Annotated in this window: 13 protein-coding genes and 1 riboswitch; of the genes, 6 read left to right on the forward strand and 7 right to left on the reverse strand. The window is 69.0% G+C overall.

Features of this window, described 5'->3' with window-relative positions; all coding sequences use genetic code 11:
- Positions 1–15: 15 nt before the first annotated feature.
- The 7 genes from hemL to IT361_11455 are packed head-to-tail and all read right to left on the reverse strand — an operon-like array spanning position 16 to position 9,837.
- Entirely contained in the window at positions 16–2,325 is a 2,310-nt protein-coding gene (gene hemL, locus IT361_11425) for a glutamate-1-semialdehyde 2,1-aminomutase (protein MCC6318289.1), read from the reverse strand.
- Positions 2,322–3,314 (reverse strand): porphobilinogen synthase, encoded by a 993-nt coding sequence (gene hemB, locus IT361_11430; protein MCC6318290.1) that lies wholly within the window; start codon positions 3,312–3,314, stop codon positions 2,322–2,324. The genes hemL and hemB overlap by 4 nt, the downstream gene beginning before the upstream one ends.
- Complete coding sequence (cobA, locus tag IT361_11435; protein ID MCC6318291.1) at positions 3,311–4,789, reverse strand: uroporphyrinogen-III C-methyltransferase; 1,479 nt, start codon at positions 4,787–4,789, stop codon at positions 3,311–3,313. Before cobA ends, hemB begins: the two co-directional genes overlap by 4 nt.
- The gene (gene hemC, locus IT361_11440; protein ID MCC6318292.1) at positions 4,786–6,417 is read right to left on the reverse strand and encodes a hydroxymethylbilane synthase; all 1,632 of its coding nucleotides are present in this window, start codon (positions 6,415–6,417) and stop codon (positions 4,786–4,788) included. The genes cobA and hemC overlap by 4 nt, the downstream gene beginning before the upstream one ends.
- Positions 6,414–7,373 (reverse strand): hypothetical protein, encoded by a 960-nt coding sequence (locus IT361_11445; protein ID MCC6318293.1) that lies wholly within the window; start codon positions 7,371–7,373, stop codon positions 6,414–6,416. The genes hemC and IT361_11445 overlap by 4 nt, the downstream gene beginning before the upstream one ends.
- Complete coding sequence (locus IT361_11450) at positions 7,370–9,094, reverse strand: NADPH-dependent assimilatory sulfite reductase hemoprotein subunit (protein ID MCC6318294.1); 1,725 nt, start codon at positions 9,092–9,094, stop codon at positions 7,370–7,372. The genes IT361_11445 and IT361_11450 overlap by 4 nt, the downstream gene beginning before the upstream one ends.
- Positions 9,091–9,837, reverse strand: coding sequence for a phosphoadenylyl-sulfate reductase (locus tag IT361_11455; GenBank protein MCC6318295.1), 747 nt, complete (start codon positions 9,835–9,837; stop codon positions 9,091–9,093). The genes IT361_11450 and IT361_11455 overlap by 4 nt, the downstream gene beginning before the upstream one ends.
- Before the next feature lie 107 nt (positions 9,838–9,944).
- Positions 9,945–10,019: riboswitch (SAM riboswitch) on the reverse strand.
- 517 nt (positions 10,020–10,536) lie between these two features.
- On the opposite strand from IT361_11455, the gene IT361_11460 reads away from it, so the two are divergent.
- The 6 genes from IT361_11460 (at position 10,537) to IT361_11485 (ending at position 19,771) form a co-directional block, all read left to right on the forward strand.
- Complete coding sequence (locus IT361_11460) at positions 10,537–11,136, forward strand: DUF305 domain-containing protein (protein ID MCC6318296.1); 600 nt, start codon at positions 10,537–10,539, stop codon at positions 11,134–11,136.
- 134 nt (positions 11,137–11,270) lie between these two features.
- Complete coding sequence (ggt, locus tag IT361_11465) at positions 11,271–12,947, forward strand: gamma-glutamyltransferase (protein ID MCC6318297.1); 1,677 nt, start codon at positions 11,271–11,273, stop codon at positions 12,945–12,947.
- Positions 12,948–13,006: 59 nt separating this feature from the next.
- Positions 13,007–15,436, forward strand: coding sequence for a prolyl oligopeptidase family serine peptidase (locus IT361_11470; GenBank protein ID MCC6318298.1), 2,430 nt, complete (start codon positions 13,007–13,009; stop codon positions 15,434–15,436).
- Between the two features lie 199 nt (positions 15,437–15,635).
- Positions 15,636–16,493 (forward strand): hypothetical protein, encoded by an 858-nt coding sequence (locus IT361_11475; protein ID MCC6318299.1) that lies wholly within the window; start codon positions 15,636–15,638, stop codon positions 16,491–16,493.
- A gap of 71 nt (positions 16,494–16,564) precedes the next feature.
- On the forward strand, positions 16,565–17,743 hold the full coding sequence (locus IT361_11480) for a helix-turn-helix transcriptional regulator (GenBank protein MCC6318300.1): 1,179 nt from the start codon (positions 16,565–16,567) through the stop codon (positions 17,741–17,743).
- 213 nt (positions 17,744–17,956) lie between these two features.
- Entirely contained in the window at positions 17,957–19,771 is a 1,815-nt protein-coding gene (locus IT361_11485; protein MCC6318301.1) for a hypothetical protein, read from the forward strand.
- Positions 19,772–19,815: the final 44 nt, after the last annotated feature.

Here is a 19,815-nt window from a genome sequence, read left to right on the forward strand (position 1 = left end):
GTGAAGGGTGCCGACTCACAGCGTGGTGCCACGCGTGAGGTCGGGGAGGTGGCGCGCCATCGTGGCGGCGTACTTGAACACGTTGTCGGGAAAGACCATCACGCCCACGCCGCGCAGCCCGACATCGCGCGCGAGGATCTGGCGGGCGCCTTCGAGCACGAGCCCGGAACTCGGACCCGCGAGCAGTGCCTCCTGACGCGCAAGGTCGAGGGCGCGCTCGTACGCGAGACGGAAGTCGATCTCGATGATCTCGTCGATCAGCGACGCGTCGAACAGCTCCGTCGCGTCGAGCTGCGAGACGTTGCGCAGTCCCGGGACGTCATGGCCTTCCGACGGCTGCACGGCGATCACCCGCAGTCCGGGCGCACGCGATCGCAGCCACCGCGCCAGCCCGGTCACCGTGCCGCAGGTGCCCAGCGTCACGAAGAGATGCGTGATGGCCCCGCGAGTCTGGCGCCAGATCTCGGGCCCCGTGGTGCGCGCGTGGGCTGCGACGTTGGCCTGGTTGGCGTACTGATTCGGCATCACGTATCGATCGGGCTGGGCACGCGCGTGCGACCTGGCGATGTTGATCGAGCCGTCGCCGAGTCCGGGCATGGGACACAGCTCGTCGTTGATCACCTCCAGCTCTGCGCCCGCGACGCGCAACAGCAGCTTTTTCTCGAGGGGCACCTTGTTGGGTACCACGGCCCGCATCGCGTACCCTCGCGCGCCGGCGAGAGCCGCGAGGCTCAGTCCCGTGTTGCCACTCGTCGGCTCGACGAGTCCGCGCCCGGGTGCCCCGGAACCCAGCACACCGCGCGTCTCGAGGTCGCGCAACATCTCCCACGCGGCGCGATCTTTCACCGAGCCGAGCGGGTTCATCCACTCCAGCTTGGCGTAGAGCGCAAACGCGGGTGCCGGGTTCAACTTGTTGATGCGAACCAGCGGCGACGGGTTGCTCTCGTCAGGCAGCATGTCGACGACGCTGTCGAACACGCGGGCGTGTACCGAGGGCGCTGGTCCGGCCGGTGCCGTGCGCGCCGGCGCGTCAAAGGCGACCGTCGAGGGGACTTCGAGCACGGACGCAACCGCCTCGAGCGTACGATCGACCACACCGTCGTCGTGCCCCAACGACAGAAACCAGCTCTCGTAGCCACTCGGAGGGAGCAACACCCCGGCTCGGCGCAATCCGCGGAAGAAACGCGCAAACGCCGCGTGGTCGGCGCCCTTTGCATCGTCGTGATCGAGCACGGGCTGCGGCGCGAAGAACACCGTGAGCATCGAGCCAACGCGCTGCACCTGCGCCGGAATGCCAGCGCGCCCGAGCATCGTCGCGAGCCCCGCGCCCAGCCGTGCACCGGAACGCTCGAGCCGCACGTACGCATCGGCATCGAGCAGTTCGAGCGTCGCGAGCCCCGCGGCCATGCCCGGTGGATTGCCGGCCAGTGTGCCGGCCTGGTACACCGGGCCACGCGGGGCGATCAGCCGCATCACCGACTCGCGCCCGGCGTACGCAGCGACCGGAAGCCCGCCACCCAGCACCTTGCCCAGCGTCACGAGGTCGGGCTCGATCCCGGTCAGTTCGATGGCCCCGCCGCGCGCCAGGCGAAAGCCGGTCATGACCTCGTCGAAGATCAACAGGGCGCCATGCGCCCGGGTCAGACGGCGCAACGCTCCCAGGAACTCCGCGGTAGCCGGCACGACACCCATGTTGCCGGCCACCGGCTCGACGAGCACCGCGGCCACACCGTCGCCGCCGTGGGCGAAACACTCCTCGAGCGCGCTCACATCGTTGTACGGCAATACGATCGTCTCGGCCGCCACACTCGATGGAACACCGTGCGCCGTCACCAGACCCAGCGTGGACAGCCCGGACCCAGCGGCCGGGAGGACCGCATCGGCGTGTCCGTGGTAGCACCCTGCGAACGTGACGAGTTGCGAACGCCCGGTCGCGGCGCGCGCGAGACGCACCGCACTCATCACCGCTTCCGTCCCGCTGCAGGTAAACCGAACGTGCTCGGCGACCGGCACGCGGCGCGCCACTTCCTCAGCGAGCGCGACTTCGAGTCGATGCGTGGCGCCGAACCCCAGACCGTCGCGCAGCGTGCGCGTCACCGCGTCCACGACATGCGGATGCGCATGCCCGACGATCGCTGCGCCCCACGAACCGATGTAGTCGATCAGGCTGGCGCCATCGGCGTCGACGACGTGCGCGCCCGAACCTCGCTCGAGCACGAGCGGGGCGTCACTCACCGAGGCGAGGGCGCGCACGGGCGAGCTCACGCCACCGGGCATCACCCGCTCGGCGCGTGCCGCCAACTCCGCTGCTGCTGCAAAGGTCATCGAGCCCTGTCCTCCTGGAGCCAACGTGCGGCCTCGACGGCCCGATACGTCACGACGATGTCGGCGCCAGCGCGAACCACCGCTGTCAGCGCCTCGAGTGCGACCGTGCGTTCATCCAGCCATCCGCGATCGGCCGCGGCGCGCACCATCGCGTATTCTCCGCTCACCTCGAAGGCGGCCAGCGGAGTGCCCGGGTACGTCGCGCGCAGCCTGACGAGCGTATCGAGATTCGTGAGCGCCGGCTTGACCATCAGGATGTCGGCGCCTTCTCCCACGTCGCTGGCAGCCTCGCGGAGCGCCTCACGCGCGTTGGACGGGTCGAGCTGGTGACTGCGCCGGTCCCCTTGGCCGGGTGCAGAGCGTGCGGCTTCGCGAAACGGACCGTAGAGCCCGGACGCATGCTTCACGGCGTACGACAGGATGCCCACGTCGCCATGACCATGACGATCGAGCGCGCCGCGGATCTGTTGTACTGCACCGTCGATCATGCCGCTCGGCGCCACCAGCGTGGCTCCGGCGTTCGCGGCGGCTACGCTCGCGCGCCCGATCCAGTCGAGGCTCGCATCGGTATCGATGCCGCCGTTTCCCATGACCGCGCATTGGCCGTCGGGCGCGAACTGGCAACGACATACATCCACGGCGATGACCAGGCCGGGCGCCACGCCGCGTATCGTCGCCAGCGCGCGCGCCACCACACCGTCGGGCGACACCGCTCCGCTGCCATCGTCATCTTTCCGGCCCGGAACACCAAACAGAAGGATGCCGCCGACGCCCAACGCGTCGATGGCGGCAACGGCGGCGGCGACATCACGCACGGGGTACCGCGCGATCCCCGGCAACCCGGCGATGGGGCCGGCGAGCGCGTCATCGTCGGTGACGAACACGGGCGCGATGAAACGGCGCGGCTCGAGCTGCGTCTCGCGCAACAGCGCGCGCAGCGCGGGCGTACGTCGCAGGCGCGTGTGCCGCGCAAATACGGGCGTCGTCACGCGGCCACCGCGGTCGAGCGCAGCGCGATCAGCTCGGCGATCATCCCGGCGTCGGTGTGCGTGCTCGCGACGCGGACTGACCAGCCTTGCGCGCGCGCCGCCGCGGCCGTCGTCTCACCGATGCATACGGCGACCGCCGATCCGGGTTGTACCCCGGATGCGCCGAGCGCCCGTGCGGCGGAGGGCGAGGCAAGGAGCACCGCGTCCACGCCGCGTGCGATCGCTTCGTGCGCGCGCGGCGCGAGGGGCAGCTCCTGCGTGTGGTAGACCTCGATCGGTGTCACTTCGAGGCCCGCGGCACGAAGCCCGCGGGGCAGCGTGTCGAGCGCGAGCGTACCCGACGGGAACAGCACGCGTTCGTGTCGGGCGACGCGCTCACGAAGGGCGTCGACAAGCGCGTCGGCGCGAAAGACGTCCGGTTGCACGTCCGGCCGGAGACCCCAACTCAGCAGTTCGCGGGACGTCACCGGGCCCACCGACGCGAGGCGCGCGCTCCCCAGGGCCCGCACGTCCACGGCGTGATGCTCGAGCGCTCCGCGGAAGCCGCGCACGCCGTGGCGCGACGTGAACGCGATCCACGGTCGCGGTCCCGCGTGTGCGAGGGCACGTGTCACGTCCGGCTGCGCATAGGTGATGCGGATCAACGGGGCCGCGATCACATCGGCGCCGGCAGCACGCAGGTTGTCCGCGAGCTCACGCGCCGCCTCGTGCGGTCGGGTGATGACCACCCGACACCCGGCCAGCGGCCCGACGCGCCGCTGTCGCTGCAACTCGGCCACCGTCAGCCCGACCACGAGCACCGCCGGCGCAGCCACACCTTCGGCCACCGCCAGGCGGGCGATTTCGGCCAGCGCGGCGCTCACCACGCGTTCCCCAGGGCACGTGGCCTGTTCCACCAGGGCCGCCGGCGTCTGCGGATCGATGCCGGACGCGATCAGCCGCGCCGCGATCGCATCGAGTTCACCCACTCCCATCAGCACGATCGTCGTGTCCGCGCGGGGCAGAGGATCCGGCGATGTGAGGAGTGCCGTGCCGGCCACGATGACCGCGCTCGACGCCACGCCACGGAGGGTTGCGGGGATCCCGGCCGCGGCCGGAGCGGCGAGCGCACTGGAGACACCTGGAACGATTTCGCACGGAACGCCGGCGTCCCGGCACGCAAGCAGTTCCTCCCACCCGCGACCGAAGACGAGCGGATCACCACCCTTGAGCCGCACCACCACGCGGCCGGCGAGCGCGTGCCTGACGATCGCGGCGTTGATCACCTCCTGGGTCCCGGAGTCACCGCGCGACGACTTGCCCACGCTCTCGATCAGGGCGCCGGGAGGCGCCTCATCGAGGAGCGCGGGATCCACGAGCCGGTCATGGAGCACCACGTCCGCGCGCCGGAGCAGGTCGCGCCCGCGCACCGTGATGAGCCCCGCGTGTCCCGGCCCGGCGCCCACCAGGTAGGCCGTACCCGGTCGCACCGTCATCGCGCACCTCGCTGCAGCCGTTCGTTGGACTCGTCGCTGAAATCGGCGGCCGCGCGCGCCACCGCCTCGGGCTCGACGTCGCTCACCGTGCGATCGAGCACGCCGCCATCGCGGTCGAGGCGACGTGCCCGGAGTTCGATCACCTCACCGCGAACCGTGGCCAGGGCCGCGGCGACCGCGCCCTCGCGGCCACTGACGTGGCGCGCAAACGCCAGTTCGGCCTGCACGGCGAGCCGCGTCGCGCGATCCTCGACTTGCCGCAGCAGGAAACGCACGGAGGAGTCCGCGCGACATCGGACGACGATGGCACCCTGCCCCGGGGCCGGCGTCACCTCCGTCACCGCGAAGCGCTGCGCGATGCGACTGGCCAGGCCGAGGCGCTCCAGTCCGGCCTCGGCGAGCACGAGCGCGTCGTAGTCACCGCGATCGAGTGCGGCCAGCCGATCGGGCACGGCGCCTCGGATCGCGACCACCTGCACGTCCGGCCGCAACCGCTGCACCTGGCGCGCGCGTCGCCGGCAGGAGACGCCGATACGTGCCCGCGGGGGGAGCGCATCGAGTGCGACGTTCGCCGTACTCACCAGCACGTCGAACGCAGATCCTCTCGGCAGGTAGGTATCGTGCACATCGCCCGGCCGGTCGAGCGGGAGATCCTTGAGGCTGTGCACCGCGACGTCGATGGTGCCGGCGAGCAGTGCCGCGTCGATCGTCCCGGTGAAGGGATCGTCCGTGGGGAAGGACGAGAGCGGCGTCTCCTGGTCGAGGTCGCCCGCCGTGGACATGCTGCGCAGCCTCACGTCGACGCCGAGTGGTGCGACGGCGCGCGCGAAGAGCTCGACCTGCCGGCGGGAGAGCTGGGAGTCACGGGCCCCGGCTCGCACCACCGTGCGACCCGGGCGCCCCTCGTCGATCGCCCCCTCGAACGCCTCCATCATTTCGGCGTCGCCGGGTGGGTCGATCGCGACGACCTGCACGCCGTCGTCTCCGCGCGTGGCGCTGGCGGCCCGGATGCGCGCGGGCAGGTCAGCTGTCGCGTGTGCGCCGCCGCCGACGAGGAACGGGGCGACGATGAGCGTGCGGTACCCGCGAGCGCCCGTGATCGCGTCCTCCACCGTCGGGAACTCGTCGAGGAACGCGGCTTCGGCGCGCGCCCGCGTGAGGCGCGGCAGCGCGCGCACGATCTCGCGCGTCGCTTCCGCACTCCCCGGGAACCGCGCGGTCCCGTGCCCGACGACGATGATCAGCGTGCGCGATGGCTCCCCGCCCACGGCGCGCAGGCGTTCCCGCACGCGGTGCGCGATCCCGAGCACCACCGCGCCGCTCGTGCCGATCGGCGCGGCGACATGGATCGGGCGCCCCGATCGCTCCACCGCCCGTGCTGCCGCTTCGCGGAGGCGGGCCGCGTGGAACCCGTCACTCGTCAGGCACGGGATGACGATCCGGTGCGCGCGATCGGCGGCGTCGAGTGCGTCGTCGTACGAGGGCGTGCCCTGGTGGAACGCCGTGAGGACCCGCACGCCCACCTGCGACGCCTCGAGGTCACGCGCCCAGCGCCGCACGCGATCGTTCGCCTCTGAGGCGTCACCGGCGCCGTGGGCCGCAAGGATGACATCCAGGTCGAGCGTCATGAGGCCCGGCGCTCCGACAGGTCGCGAGGCTGGCGGCGCGCGAGGGCGCGCGCGGCATGGCGCGCCACCTCCTGCTCGACGAGTCGCTCCGCGTCTTCGAGGACCCGGCCCCTGACATCGCCGGCGAGATCTTCGAGGCGCACGATGGTCGGTCCGAGGGCTGCGTCTACCGGCCCGATGCCGGGCACGGCGCCAAGGTCAACGACCAGTCGAGCGCCCGAGGCGCGAAGCCCGGCTGCCGTCAGGATCGGTCGGCGTGATGAGACCGCCGCAACGACGGCGTCGCTCTCGATGCGTCCCTCGGCGAACACCGCGAGCTCGACGCTGGCTGCATCGATGGGCGCGGCGATGTTCTGCACACTGGGGAGGTGTCGCCCGGCGATGGTGATTCGCGTGAGGCCGGCCCGGGCAAGCCCGTGCGCCACCTCGCGCGCCATCGCTCCTGACCCGACGACGACGATGTGTGCGTCCGGTGTGTTCTCGAAGGTCGTCGCGACGGTCGCCACGGCACGCGCGGCATAGCCGCCCTCGCCGGCGCCGATCGCCGAACGCTCCCGCACCAGTCGCGCGCCGCGAATCGCGGCCGTAAAGCTGTGCGCCAGCTCGGGGGTGGCGACGCCAGCGGCAAGCGCGCTCCCGAGGGCGGCGCGCACCTGGCCGAGCACATGCGGCTCGCCCGGGATGCGCGACGCCACGCCTGAGGCGACGCGCAGCAGGTGCCGGAACGCCTCCGTGCCGGTGGCCCGTTCCACGCAGTCAAAGCCGCACGCCACGAGCGTCGCATCGACGCCGCCGGCTGTCGACGTGTAGACCTCGAAGCGCTCGCACGTGTGCAGCACGATGGCCGGCGCTCCGGCCAGCGCCTCCGCGGCCGCCGCCGCGTGGTCGGCGGCCGCGATGCGGTCGTGCAGTGAGAGGGTGCGGAGGTCGACCCTGGCGACGGACAGCGGGATCACTGAAACTGTCCGGCGGTAGGTTGCTCGCGCCCGGTGAGGAGCGCGCGGGGCGGGCGCGGCAACAGCGCGCGCTGGTAGAAGTCGCCGAGGGCCTCCCCGGTCGTTCGATCGCGCGCATACTGCTCGAGCAGCGGGCGCAACGTGCTCACGATGTCGCTGACGCCGACGTCGCCGGCAAAGAGGTCCGCCAGCCGGTCGCCGCCGAGGCTGCCGCCCACGTACACGTGATAGACCCCGGGCCGCCGGCCCACGAATCCGATGTCGGCGTTGTACGGGCGCGCGCACCCGTTGGGACAGCCCGTCATGCGCACCGTGAGCGGGACGTCCTGGATGCCCAGTCGATGGAACTCGCCATCCAGCTGTTCGAGCACGCCGGGGAGCGCGCGTTCACTGTCCGCCAGCGCGAGCCCGCAGGTAGGCATCGCCGGGCACGCCATGGAGTACCGCACCAGGTTCGTGAGGTCCGTCTCGAGCGGCACGCCGTGCCGCGTGAGGAACCGGCGCACCGCCAGCACCTCGTCACGCTGCAGGTCGGTGAAGATCAGGCTCTGCATCGGCGTGATGCGCACATTGCAGTGAAGGGTGCGCACGAGATCCCGCAGGGCGGTGCGCAGCGGGATCCGGCCATCGTCGATCCGGCCGTTAGGCACGAACACGCCGAAGAACCACGTCCCGTCGCCCTGCGGGTGCGCGCCCAGGAAGTCGTGCTGGCGAGGTGGCGGGACCGGCGCCGGCGGGTGCAGCGTGAACGGCACGCGGCGCCGCAGCTCCTCGGTGAAACGCTCGACGCCCCATTGCTCCACCAGGTACTTGAGGCGCGCCTGCCGCCGGTCAGAACGGTTCCCGGCGTCACGGAACAGTTCGCACACTGCCCGCACGGCCGCCACCGCGTGCTCCGGGTCGACGCACGCGATGGTGCTGCCGAGCCGCGCGAAGGTGTTCGCCTTGTTGTGCGTGATGCCGAAGCCGCCGCCAACCACCAGGTTGTACCCGGTGATGCGTCCGTCTGCCGTAATCGCGACAAGGCCGCAATCGTAGCTGTAGATGTCGACCGAGTTGTCCGTGTCGATGGCCACGCCGGTCTTGAACTTGCGCGGCAGGTAGGCGTCGCCGTACACCGGCTCCTCGTCCCGACTGTCGGTCACGGCCTCGCCATCGAGCCAGATCTCGTAATACGCCCCGGTGCTCGGCCTCAGTTCGGTGGCGATGCCGCGCGCCACGCCAAGGACGTCGCGATGGATCTCGTCGTCGACGGGCGCCGGTGAAGCCATCACGTTGCGCGACACGTCGCCACAGGCGGCGATCGTCGTCAGCAGCGTGTCGTTCACCGCGGCCAGCAGCGGCTTGAGGTTGCCCTTGAGCACGCCGTGGTACTGGATGCTCTGCCGGGTCGTCAGTCGCAACGTCCCGTTGCCGACGCGGTCGGCCAGGGCGTCGAGGGCGAGATACTGCTCCCAGGTGAGGGCGCCGCCGGGAATCGTCAGGCGGACCATCATCTGCCAGTGCTTCTCGCGCGCTTCGCCGCGCTTGGTGCGCTGGTCGCGATCGTCCTGCTGGTACGCGCCGTGGAACTTGAGCAGTTGCGCATCGGTCTCGTTGAATCGCGCTTCCGGCGATTCGACTGCTTCGCGCAGCGTGCCACGCAGGCGATTGCTCTGCAGCTTGACGAGCTCCACGGACGAGGGGCCGCCCTCGACGTCGTCACCGAGTGTCGTGCTCACGAGGCGGCCTCCCCGGTTGATGGCAGGTGAAGACCGCATTCGGTCTTGTCGCGCCCGGCCCAGCGCCCGGCGCGCGAATAGGTCGTCGGGAGCGATCCGGCCACGGCCACGGTGCAATGCGTGCAGCCAAGCGACGGATAGCCGCGATCGTGCAGCTCGTTGTACGGCACGTCGTTCGCGCGGATGTAGGCCCACACGTCGGCGCGCGACCACGCGGCCATCGGGCTGATCTTGAGCACGTCGAAGTGCCAGTCCCACTCGACCACGCGAATGCTGGCGCGACCGTCGGTCTGTCCGCGACGGATCGCCGTGATCCAGACGTCGTGGTCCGCCATCACCCGCGCCATCGGGTCGACCTTGCGGATCGTGCAGCAGGTGTCGGGATCGCGCGCCCAGAGCTCCGGGCCATGCACCGCCTCCTGCTCGGCCGGCGTGATCGGCGTCCCCTCGTTCACGAACGTGAGCGTCGGGTAACGACGGACCAGCCGATCACGCAGACGCAGCGTCTCGCTGAAGAGAAAGTGCGTGTCGAGGTACGTGATGCGCAGCAGATGTCCGGTGCGCGCGACCATGTCGATCAGCGCGCAGCCCTCCATGCCAAAGCCCGTCGTGACCGCCAGGCGATGCGTGCCAAAACGTTCGATGGCCCAGGCGGTGATCTCGGGGGGCGACGCGTCGGCGATGCGACCTGCCGACGCCGGGGAAACTCCCGTGGAAGGGAGCGAAGCCTGTGCTGCGGACATCCAACGACTCTCCGAGAACGAGCGGTAGAGCCGCCGATCGGCGAGTCGTAGCGAGAGGTCGCGACCGAAGGCGCGACGACCACATACAACAAGGCCCGGCAGGACAAGGCCGCCGGGCGCTCGCGTTTTAGCTCCTTGTTTTACGTGGCGGCAATAGGCGGCAAATCACCACGGCTTCGATTGTGCGACCATCCTAACGTAACCCTGCGCTCGCAGTCAAGGGCGCGTCTGCGAAGTCATGCAATCGCCGCCACGGCACACATCGATGAGGGACGAGTTGCCTTCCTGCAGCGCGCAGTTGCTCAGGTCATCAGATGACGGAGTGCCAAACCGGCCACGAACCGCGAGCCCTTCCATCTCGAGTATCCCCAGGGTGGGCGAAGCGGCGGCAGCGAGCCGACGAACGCGTCGGACACGACGAGACCGCGAATGCGCGACGGGCGCCGATCCGCGTGGTTGTGGCCGCTCGTCGTCGCAAACATCAACGACCGCGATCGTCGTTTATCGCAAGGATGCGCCCGAAGGAGGCGCGATTCCCCGCACGTCCCACCTGGCGCCTCACGCGGCGCGAGCCGACGCGCTCGAGCGCGCCCACCGGGGCACGGCGAGGTCCGCAAATCCCCGACCCAAGGGACGAGCCGACTGCAACGCACACCGGCGCCCTGACGTATCCTTCATGACCCCGACTCTCCCCGCCTCGTGACCGCCACCTTCCGCCTCACCCTCGCGCTTGCCCTCGGCGCGTCGGTTCTCACGGCTCCGACTGCCTCGGCACAGCACTCCATGGCCGGCCACCAGCGCATCGTCGTGCCGGCTGGCGCGCCGTATACCGCGGCCGACGTCGAGTTCATGCAGGGGATGATCGCGCACCACGCCCAGGCCATTTACATGTCGCGCATGGCCGAGGCCCACGGCGCCAACCCGCGCGTGTTGCGGCTCGCGACCAAGATCGATCAGTCCCAGGTCGCCGAGATCCGCATCATGCAGCAATGGCTCGTCCACTACGGGCAGACGGCGCCGGACACCGGATCGTGGCGCGGGATGCGCATGGCGGGAATGTTGACCGACGAGCAGCTCGCCCGGATCGACGCGGTGAAGGGCGTAGCGTTCGATCGCGCCTTCCTTGAAGGGATGATTGTGCACCACGAAGGTGCGCTGCAGATGGTCAGGGACCTCTTCGCCACCGCGCGCGCCGGACAGGAAGTCGATGTCAACGTGTTCGCCAACGACGTGGTAAGCGTACAGACGGCCGAGATCGGAGTCATGCGACAGATGTTGTCGCAGCTTCCCGCCAGGTAGCGCGCAGCGATGCCGGCGGCCCGAAGGGCCGCCGGTCAGTCGCCGTCGACACCGCTTGACTTCGGACCAGGAAACCCGCAGCGTCCCCGACCGTTCCACCGACGCCGGTCCACCTCCTCCCTGACGGAGTCCGCATGTCTCGACGCCGCGCGATTGCCACCATCGGCGCGTCGGTCGCGCTGGCCGTCCTGCCTCCGATGCTCGGCGCACAGCGACCCACCACGCTTGCGGGCCGTTCCACCGTCTACGCGCCCAGTGGCATGGTCGCCACGAGCCAGCCCCTCGCGTCGGCGGCGGGTCTCGAGGTGCTGCGACAGGGCGGCAACGCCGTCGACGCCGCCGTGGCAGCGGCCGCCGTACTGAGCGTGACCGAGCCGCACATGACCGGTATCGGGGGCGACATGTTCGCCATCGTTTGGCTTGCGCGCGAGCAGAAGCTCGTGGCACTCAACGCGAGTGGACGAGCCGGATCCCTCATGACGCGCGAGGCGCTGCTGGCGCGCGGGTTCCGTGCCGGCTCGCAGCAGGGCGTCCTGTCGGTGACGGTGCCGGGCGCCCTCGCCGGCTGGGATCTCCTGCTGCGGACGCACGGTCGTCGCTCGCTGGCGCAGGCGCTGGAGCCAGCCATCGGGTACGCGCGAGACGGCTTCCCGGTCTCGCCGATCATCGCGGCGCAGTGGGCTGCCCAGACGTCGTTTCTCCGGCGCGACTCAGCCGCCGCGGCGACCTATCTCCCGAACGGGCGCGCGCCGAAGGCGGGCGAGTGGTTCCGCAACACCGACTACGCTCGCACGCTGCAGGAGATCGCCGATCAGGGGATCGGCACGTTCTACGGTGGGGCCCTCGGCCAGCGCATCGTCGAGCGACTCGCCGCGCTCAATGGCTTCGTCACCCTCGATGACCTCCGCAAGAACGCGCCGACGTGGGTGACCCCGATATCCGTGCCGTTCCAGGGGTATCGCGTCTGGGAGCTGCCGCCGAGCAATCAGGGGATCGCGGCGCTGGAGATGCTGCGAATCCTCGAGCCGTACGACCTGAAGGCCATGGGGCACAACTCGGCGTCGTATCTGCATCACCTGATCGAGGCGAAGAAGCTGGCCTACGCGGACCTCGACCGGTTCGTCGGCGACGCCGATCACCTGGCGATGCCGGCAGAGCGCATGTTGTCTGACGCGTTCATCGCCGAGCGCCGGAGCCGGATCAACGCGACGCGCGCGCAGGAGCGCGTCGATCCCGGGCCGCTGCGCACGCAGAGCGAAACCGTGTACCTCACGACCGCGGACGCCGAGGGCAACATGGTGTCGTTCATCAACTCGATCTACGACTACTTCGGCTCGGGGATCGTGGTCCCGGGGACCGGCTTCGCGCTGCACAATCGCGGGGCCGGCTTCACGCTGACGCCGGACCTGCCGAACACCGCGGCGCCGGGCAAGCGTCCGTTCCACACGCTCATCCCCGGATTCGTGACCCGAAACGTCGGGGGGCGGGAAGAGGCGTACATGAGCTTCGGGCTCATGGGAGGCGGCGTACAGGCGCAGGGCCATGTGCAGTTCCTGCTCAATCACTTTGTTTTTGGCATGGACCTGCAGTCGGCGATCGACGCCGCGCGATTCCGCCACTACGACGGGCTGCGTGTTGCCCTCGAGGCTACCGTGAGCGACGCGGTGCGCTCGGGTCTCACGTCCATGGGGCACGTGCTCATCGAGCAGCCGCCACTCGCCTTTGGTGGCGCTCAGGCGATCATCCGGTTGCCGAAGGGCTACGCTGCCGGGAGCGACCCGCGAAAGGACGGGATGGCGGTCGGCTACTGAGCGGGGGTCGCGTGGCCGGTACCGGCAGCATATTTCGCCGGTCTCCTCCCTCGCTCCCCATGCGTCCATCGATCGCCATCTCTGCCCTCGTCCTCGCCATCCCCCTCGGGAGCCGCGCGCAGGACGTCGACTACCACCGCGCCGACGTCATCCGCACCGCGGGCGCTTACGTGCTCGGCGCCAACATCACGCCGCAGTGGCTCGAAGACAGCGTGCGCTTCGTCTATACCTCGGGCGGCAAGAACGATCGAGGCACGATCTACCTCGTTGATCCGGCACGCGCGGCACGGCGCGTGTACTTCGACCAGGCTCGCATGGCCGCGGTTCTCTCGGTGGCGGCGGACACCATCGTCGATCCGGCGCGGTTTCCGGCGTTCATTCCGATCGACTCGGGCAGGGCGATCGAACTTCTGCTGCACAAGAAGGCCATGCGCTGCGACCCGGCGAGCTACCGCTGCACCGCGCGCGACAGTATCGACTGGGCGCTCGATCGCACGCTCAAGCAGGGCCCAACGTGGGCAAACCGGTCGCCGGACCGCCGCTGGGACGTGTTTGCCTGGCGCTACAACCTCTACCTGCGGCCCGCGGCCCTCTCCGATTCGGACGCCGTCGCCGCCGCAGACTCGGTGCGCCGCGCGCGCAGCGACACGGCGGCACGGAATGCACGCGGTGGTCGCGCGCGATCCACGCGTCAGGACTCGATTCCGTTGCCGCGCGGGTCGATCGCCCTCACCACGGACGGTGAGCGCCTGTTCGCGTACGGCGGCACCGATCGCAATGTCGCTGCCGATACCGCCAAGCCACGGCCCACGCGCGTGCCAGTGAACTGGACGCGCGACTCCCGGCGGTTCACCGTGCACCGCGAAGACTACCGGCGCACGCGCATCTACCCGATGTACTCGTCGACCGGTGATCAGCCCGTGGACCGCAGCTACCACTACGCGGTGCCCAGTGATTCGGTCGTGCCTTCGCACGTGCTGTACTCCATCGACGTCACGGATCGCACGAGTGTGGCCGCGAAGCTTGCCGCCACACCCCAGACCACCGTGAGCACGCAGACGTACTGGAACGCGGCGGGCGATCACTACTTCGCCCTCAACGCCAATCGCGGCCCCAGTCGCATCTCGGCGCACCTCGTCGACGCGAGGACCGGCGAGGCCAGGACCCTGACCCGCGACTCGACCGCGACCTGGGTCGAGCTCTCCCACACGTTCGGGCGCGAGAACTGGGAGGTCGCGCGCGGGAGCGATGACCTCATCTGGTGGTCGCAACGCGACGGTTGGGGTCACCTCTATCGCATCGGCACCGATGGCGCGGTGAAGAATCAGATCGAGTCCGGCCCGTATGTCGTCGATCGGTTGTTCCGTGTGGACAGCGCGACGCGTACTGCGCCGCAGAACGTGTACTTCAGCGCGTGGGGCCGCGATCCCGGCTTTCTGTATTACTCGCACCTCTACAAGGTGAACGTCGACGGTGGCGCCGTCACCGCGCTGACTCCGGAGGACGGCGATCACGCGATCACCTTCACGCCAAAGGGCCCTTACTTCATCGACAACTTTGCGCCGGTGGACAAGGCGCCGATCATTCAGCTGCGATCAGCGGTCGACGGCAAGGTGATCCTCGAACTGGGTCGCGGTGACGCCGAGTTGCTGCAGTCCGTCGGTTGGCGCCCGCCGACCATCATTACCGTCAAGGCCCGCGACGGCGTCACCGACCTGTACGGGCTGATGTACAAGCCCAGCCATTTCGATTCGACGAAGTCGTATCCCATCCTCGATCACATTTACCCGGGGCCGCAGGTCGGCAGCGTCGGGCGCTGGGGGTGGTCGGGTACCGGCGAGCCGCAGGCCATCGCCGAGCTTGGCTTCATCGTGGTGCAGATCGATCACCAGGGCACGCCGCGGCGGTCCAAGGCGTTCCACGATTTCTACTATCGCAACATGGGTGACAACGGGATCCCCGATCACGTCGCGGCCATCCGTCAGCTCGCCGCGCGCCACGACTGGATCGACATCACCCGGGTCGGCATCTGGGGGCACTCCGGCGGTGGCCTCGCGTCGACGGACGCAATTTTGCGTTACCCCGACTTCTACAAGGTCGCCGTGAGCACCTCGGGCAACCACCATCCCGATACCTACGCGTGGTACTGGGCGGGCCGCTATCAGGGGCCGTACGAGAAAGCCTCCTACGATTCGGCGGCAAACTACACGCTGGCAAGGAACCTCAAGGGGCACCTGCTGCTCATGCACGGTGACCTCGACAACAACGTGCATCCAGCGAACACGACCAAGGTGGTCGATGCGCTGATCAAGGCGAACAAGACCAACTTCGACTTCCTCGTGTTTCCCGACGCGCCACACGGACTTCCGGTGTTCGCCACGCGAAAGCGGTGGGACTATTTCGTGAAGTATCTGCTGGGGAAGGAGCCGCCGGCCAACTACGAGATGATTGCGCCGCCGCGTCCGCCAGGCCCCCCGTTCCAGCCCTGACCATCGCAGCGCCACGCCTGCGCCGCCCCGTTCTCGGGGCGGCGACGCTGGCGCGGCCGCACCAAAGGCGGGGAACAGGTCCGATCCGATCGGTCCGGACGACCTCACGCGTTCGAAGACGCACCTTTCGGCCACTACTGCGGCCGGCGCGGCTCGAAGGCGGCGTGCGGCCACCAACACCTATTGGAGTCCTGGCCTCATGCGAATTCTCCCAACGACCGTCGTCGCGCTCGTGACATCCGTCGTGCTGCACGTCCCCGCGCTCGCGCAGACCTCCGTCACCTCGTCCGCCCATGCCGGGAGCGATCCCGGTCAGGTGCACGCTGGTGGCCCCCACCTCCACGTCAACGACAGGTGGCGAGAGTGCTCCTTTCAGCTGGATCCGTCGCTCACCCGGAAGGCCTGGCGTCAGTTCACCCGTGAGGCGGCCCTGGTCGCCTACTTCCGTCCCCTCGCGGACGCGCGGCCCCTGGGTCGGGGGCACGTCGAGGTCGCGGCCCTGCAGTGGGGGACGGCGATCGATGCCTCAGACGCGGCATGGAACGATACGTTCGTGCACCCCGACTCCACCCACTGGCTGTTCGAGGGATCCGCACTCCGGTTTCCGGGCATCATGGTTCGATCGGGCGTGAGCGATCGAACGGACATCGGCCTCTACGTCACCAAGAGCCCGGGCGCCAACTACGGCTTCATCGCCGGACAGGTGCAGCACAGCCTGACGGATGCTGCCAGCGCCTGGGGTATGGCCGCGCGTTTGAGCGTCATGTCGCTGTACGGTCCTGAAGACATCGGCCTCACCGTGTATGGCGCAGACGCCCTCGCAAGCCGAACGATGAACATCACGCAGCGCGTGTCGGTGTCGCCGTATGCCGGTGTTTCGACCTACCTCTCGAGTTCGAGAGAGCGGTCCTCGGTGGTACAACTCCAGGACGAGCGCGCGATCGGGGTGCAGGGCATGGTTGGGGCAGCCGTGTCACTCGCGTTCGTGCGACTGGGCGTCGAGTACAGCGTCGCCAGCGTTCCCACGCTGTCGCTCAAGGTCGGGCTCGGCCGGTAGTACGTCGACGGGTCCGGTGCGGCGATCGAGCCGCACTGGACCGTCGTGGGCGGGGCGTCTAGGTTGGCGGCATGGCTGGCCTGACACTCGACTGGATCCAGCTGGCGTCCCTGCTTGGAGCCATTCAGGGGCTCTCCCTTGTCGGAGCGCTCGTCGCTCAGCGACACAACCGGACGGCCAATCGGCTGCTCGCCGCCCTCGTCCTGGCATTCACGGTGTACCTGGCCTCTGGCGTGTACTTCGCGACGGGGCTGTTTCGCCGTATGCCGCATCTGCTCGGGCTGGCGTATCACCTGCCATGGGTCTTCGGTCCGGTGCTGTACCTGTACGCGGTTGCGGCCAGCGACCGCGACTGGCAGCTGAGCCCACGCGACCTGTGGCACGGGGTACCGTTGATCATGACCCTGGTCGTCGCGACGCCGGTGTATCTGATGAGTGGTGCGGAGAAGATCCGCTTTGCGGAGCACATGGCGGCAGGCAACGCGCCCCTCTCCATTCGCATCATCGATCCGTTCAAGTATGTGCTGGGGCTCGGCTATTCCGTGGCCACCGTGCTGTTCCTGCGCGGGCACCGCAGGCGCGTCGAGCATAGTTACTCAAACACGGCCCGGGTCAACCTGACCTGGCTCCTCCAGTTGGCGGGTGCAGGCGCCGCCACGTGGGTGCTCGCGACCATGTTGGAACTCACCACGCTCGGGCGCGGGCTGCGCAACGACTGGGTGGCGCTGGCCATTTCGGCCGTCGTCTACACCATCGGCTACAAGGGTCTGCGGCAGCCGGAGGTGTTCCGCTACGACACGTCGGAGCACCTCGGCGCCGAGTTCCACTCGACAGCGGAACCGGTGGCGCCGCCGGAACACCGCGAGGCGGCGGCGCGCTACGAGCGGTCAGGTCTGGGAGCGAAGGAGTCCACGCAACTGCGTGAGGCGCTGGAGGCGGTCATGGATCGCGACCAGCCATGGAAGGACAGCGATCTCACGCTGGCCGATCTCGCTGCGCGCGTGCGAACCACACCGCACAAACTCTCGGAGGTGCTCAATGCCGATGTTGGCCAGACCTTCAACGATTTCGTGAACGGCTATCGCGTGCGCGAAGTCCAGCGCCGCATCACGGCCGGAGAGGCCCATACGCTCAAGATACTCGCGCTCGCCATGGACGCAGGATTCGCCTCCAAATCCACCTTCAACCACGCATTCAAGAAGCACGCGAAGCAGACGCCCTCCGCCTTCAGGGAGGCGCAGGACGGGTGATCTCCGCACTCAAGCGCTTGTCGACGCTGGGCTTGACCGCCACCGGGCCGCATGGAGCGTCAGAGCCCCCTGCAACGCCCACCCGACGGCCCACGTATGGATTCCGTGGGGGCCACCCGCGCGGCTGCACGGCCCCGCTTGCTGCGTCTCGCACCGGTGGATCAATTCCACGGCCGCTCATCTCGCACGATCCCGCTTCCCCGCATCGACACCATGTCTCTTCCCCGCAGAGCGCTCGCACTCGTCGTCACGCTCGCCGTTCCAACGCTCCTTGCTGCGCAGACCTACCCGAGCAAGGACGATCCACGCAGCAAACTCACGCCCGGCCTCAAGGACGCAGGCGTCGCGGCAAAGAACATGCGGCTCGTCTCTGAATCGGGTAAACCCGCCGAGTTCGACTCCACGCGCGGACTCACGTTCGTCAATTCGGATCTCGCGTTCCGCGACAAGTACGTCTACCAGGGCAACTTCGCCGGCTTCATGATCTGGGACGTGAGTAACCCGGCGACGCCCAAGCTGGTGTCGACGGTGCAGTGCATCACCTCGCAGGGCGACCCGACGATCGTTGGCAACCTGCTGTTCATTTCGGCGGAGGGCGCCGGCAATCGCAACGACTGCGCCAAGGGTGGCGTGACCGATCCAAAGGATCACATGGCGGGCGTTCGCATCTTCGACGTCTCCAACCCCGCGGCGCCGCGGCTCATCAAGAACGTGCAGACGTGCAAGGGATCGCACACGCACACGCTCATGCCGAGCCCAAAGGACAAGAACATCCTCTACATCTACGTCTCCGGGAGCCAGGGGGCGCGTCCGAACACAGAGGTCGCCGGGTGCAGGGAAGGTACGGATCCGGCTGACGAGACGAATTCGCTCTTCCGCCTCGACGTGATCAAGGTCGACATCCGGCATCCGGAGAAGGCCGAAGTCGTGACGGGCGCGCGCATCTTCACCGGGCTCGACGCGGCGCCGCGCGCCGCCAGCCGCCCGAATCGCTTCCGCCCGCCCGGCGGTGACTCCACGCGCCCCGCGCCGATGCCCACGGGCCCGCGCAACTGCCACGACGTGACGATCTACCCCGCGGCAAAGCTCCTCGCCGGCGCCTGCGGCAGCTACGGCCTCCTCGTCGACGTCTCCAACCCGGAAAAGCCGATCCGCATCGATGCGAAGGCCGATACCAACTTCTCGCTGTGGCATACCGCCGTGTTCTCCAACGACGGGAAGAAGGTCGTGTTCACCGACGAATGGGGTGGCGGCACCTCTCCGATGTGCCAGGCCAACTCGATGATGGAGATGGGCGGCAACACTGTCCTCACCATCGACCGGAACCGCAAGTACAAACAGCACGCTTACTTCAAGATCCCGACCGCGCAGTCCGCCGAGGAGAACTGCGTGTCGCACAACGGCGGGCTCATCCCCGTGCCGGGCCGTGACGTCATGGTGCAGGGGTGGTACCAGGGCGGCGTCAGTGTCATGGACTTCACCAATGCCGACAAGCCGGTGGAACTCGCCTACTTCGATCGTGGCTCGATCGACCCGCCGCCGGGCGTCGACGTTCCGCTCACGCCGCAGCAGCAGCCAGGCAACCGCGGGCGCGGAACCATCGGCGGATCGTGGGGCGCATACTACTGGAACGGCTACATCTACTCCTCGGAACTCGCGCGCGGCTTCGACATCATGGAACTCGAGCCGAGCGATCAGCTGAGCAAGAACGAGATCGAGGCGGCAAAGCTCGTGCGGTTCGTGGAGTACAACCCGCAGAGCCAGCCGAAGATCGAGTGGCCGGCGGCGTTCCCGGTGGTGCGGTCCTACCTCGATCAGCTCGTCCGCGGTCAGGGACTCACCGCGGCGCGCACCACGGCCATAGGTGCCGCCCTCGATGCCGCCGAGGCGCAGCAGGGCGCGAAGCGCAAGGCGGCCCTTACGGCACTGGCCCGGGAGGTCGACCGTGACGTCGCGGGCGCGAAGGATCCCGAGCGCGTGCGATGGATGTCCGACGCCATCAGGAAGCTGGCGCGCGAAACGCGGTAGAGGTCGCGCGGTCCCCAGCCGGGCGGTGCGTCGAGGCGCGCCGC

The organism is Gemmatimonadaceae bacterium (genome assembly GCA_020846935.1).
Taxonomy (GTDB): domain Bacteria; phylum Gemmatimonadota; class Gemmatimonadetes; order Gemmatimonadales; family Gemmatimonadaceae; genus RBC101.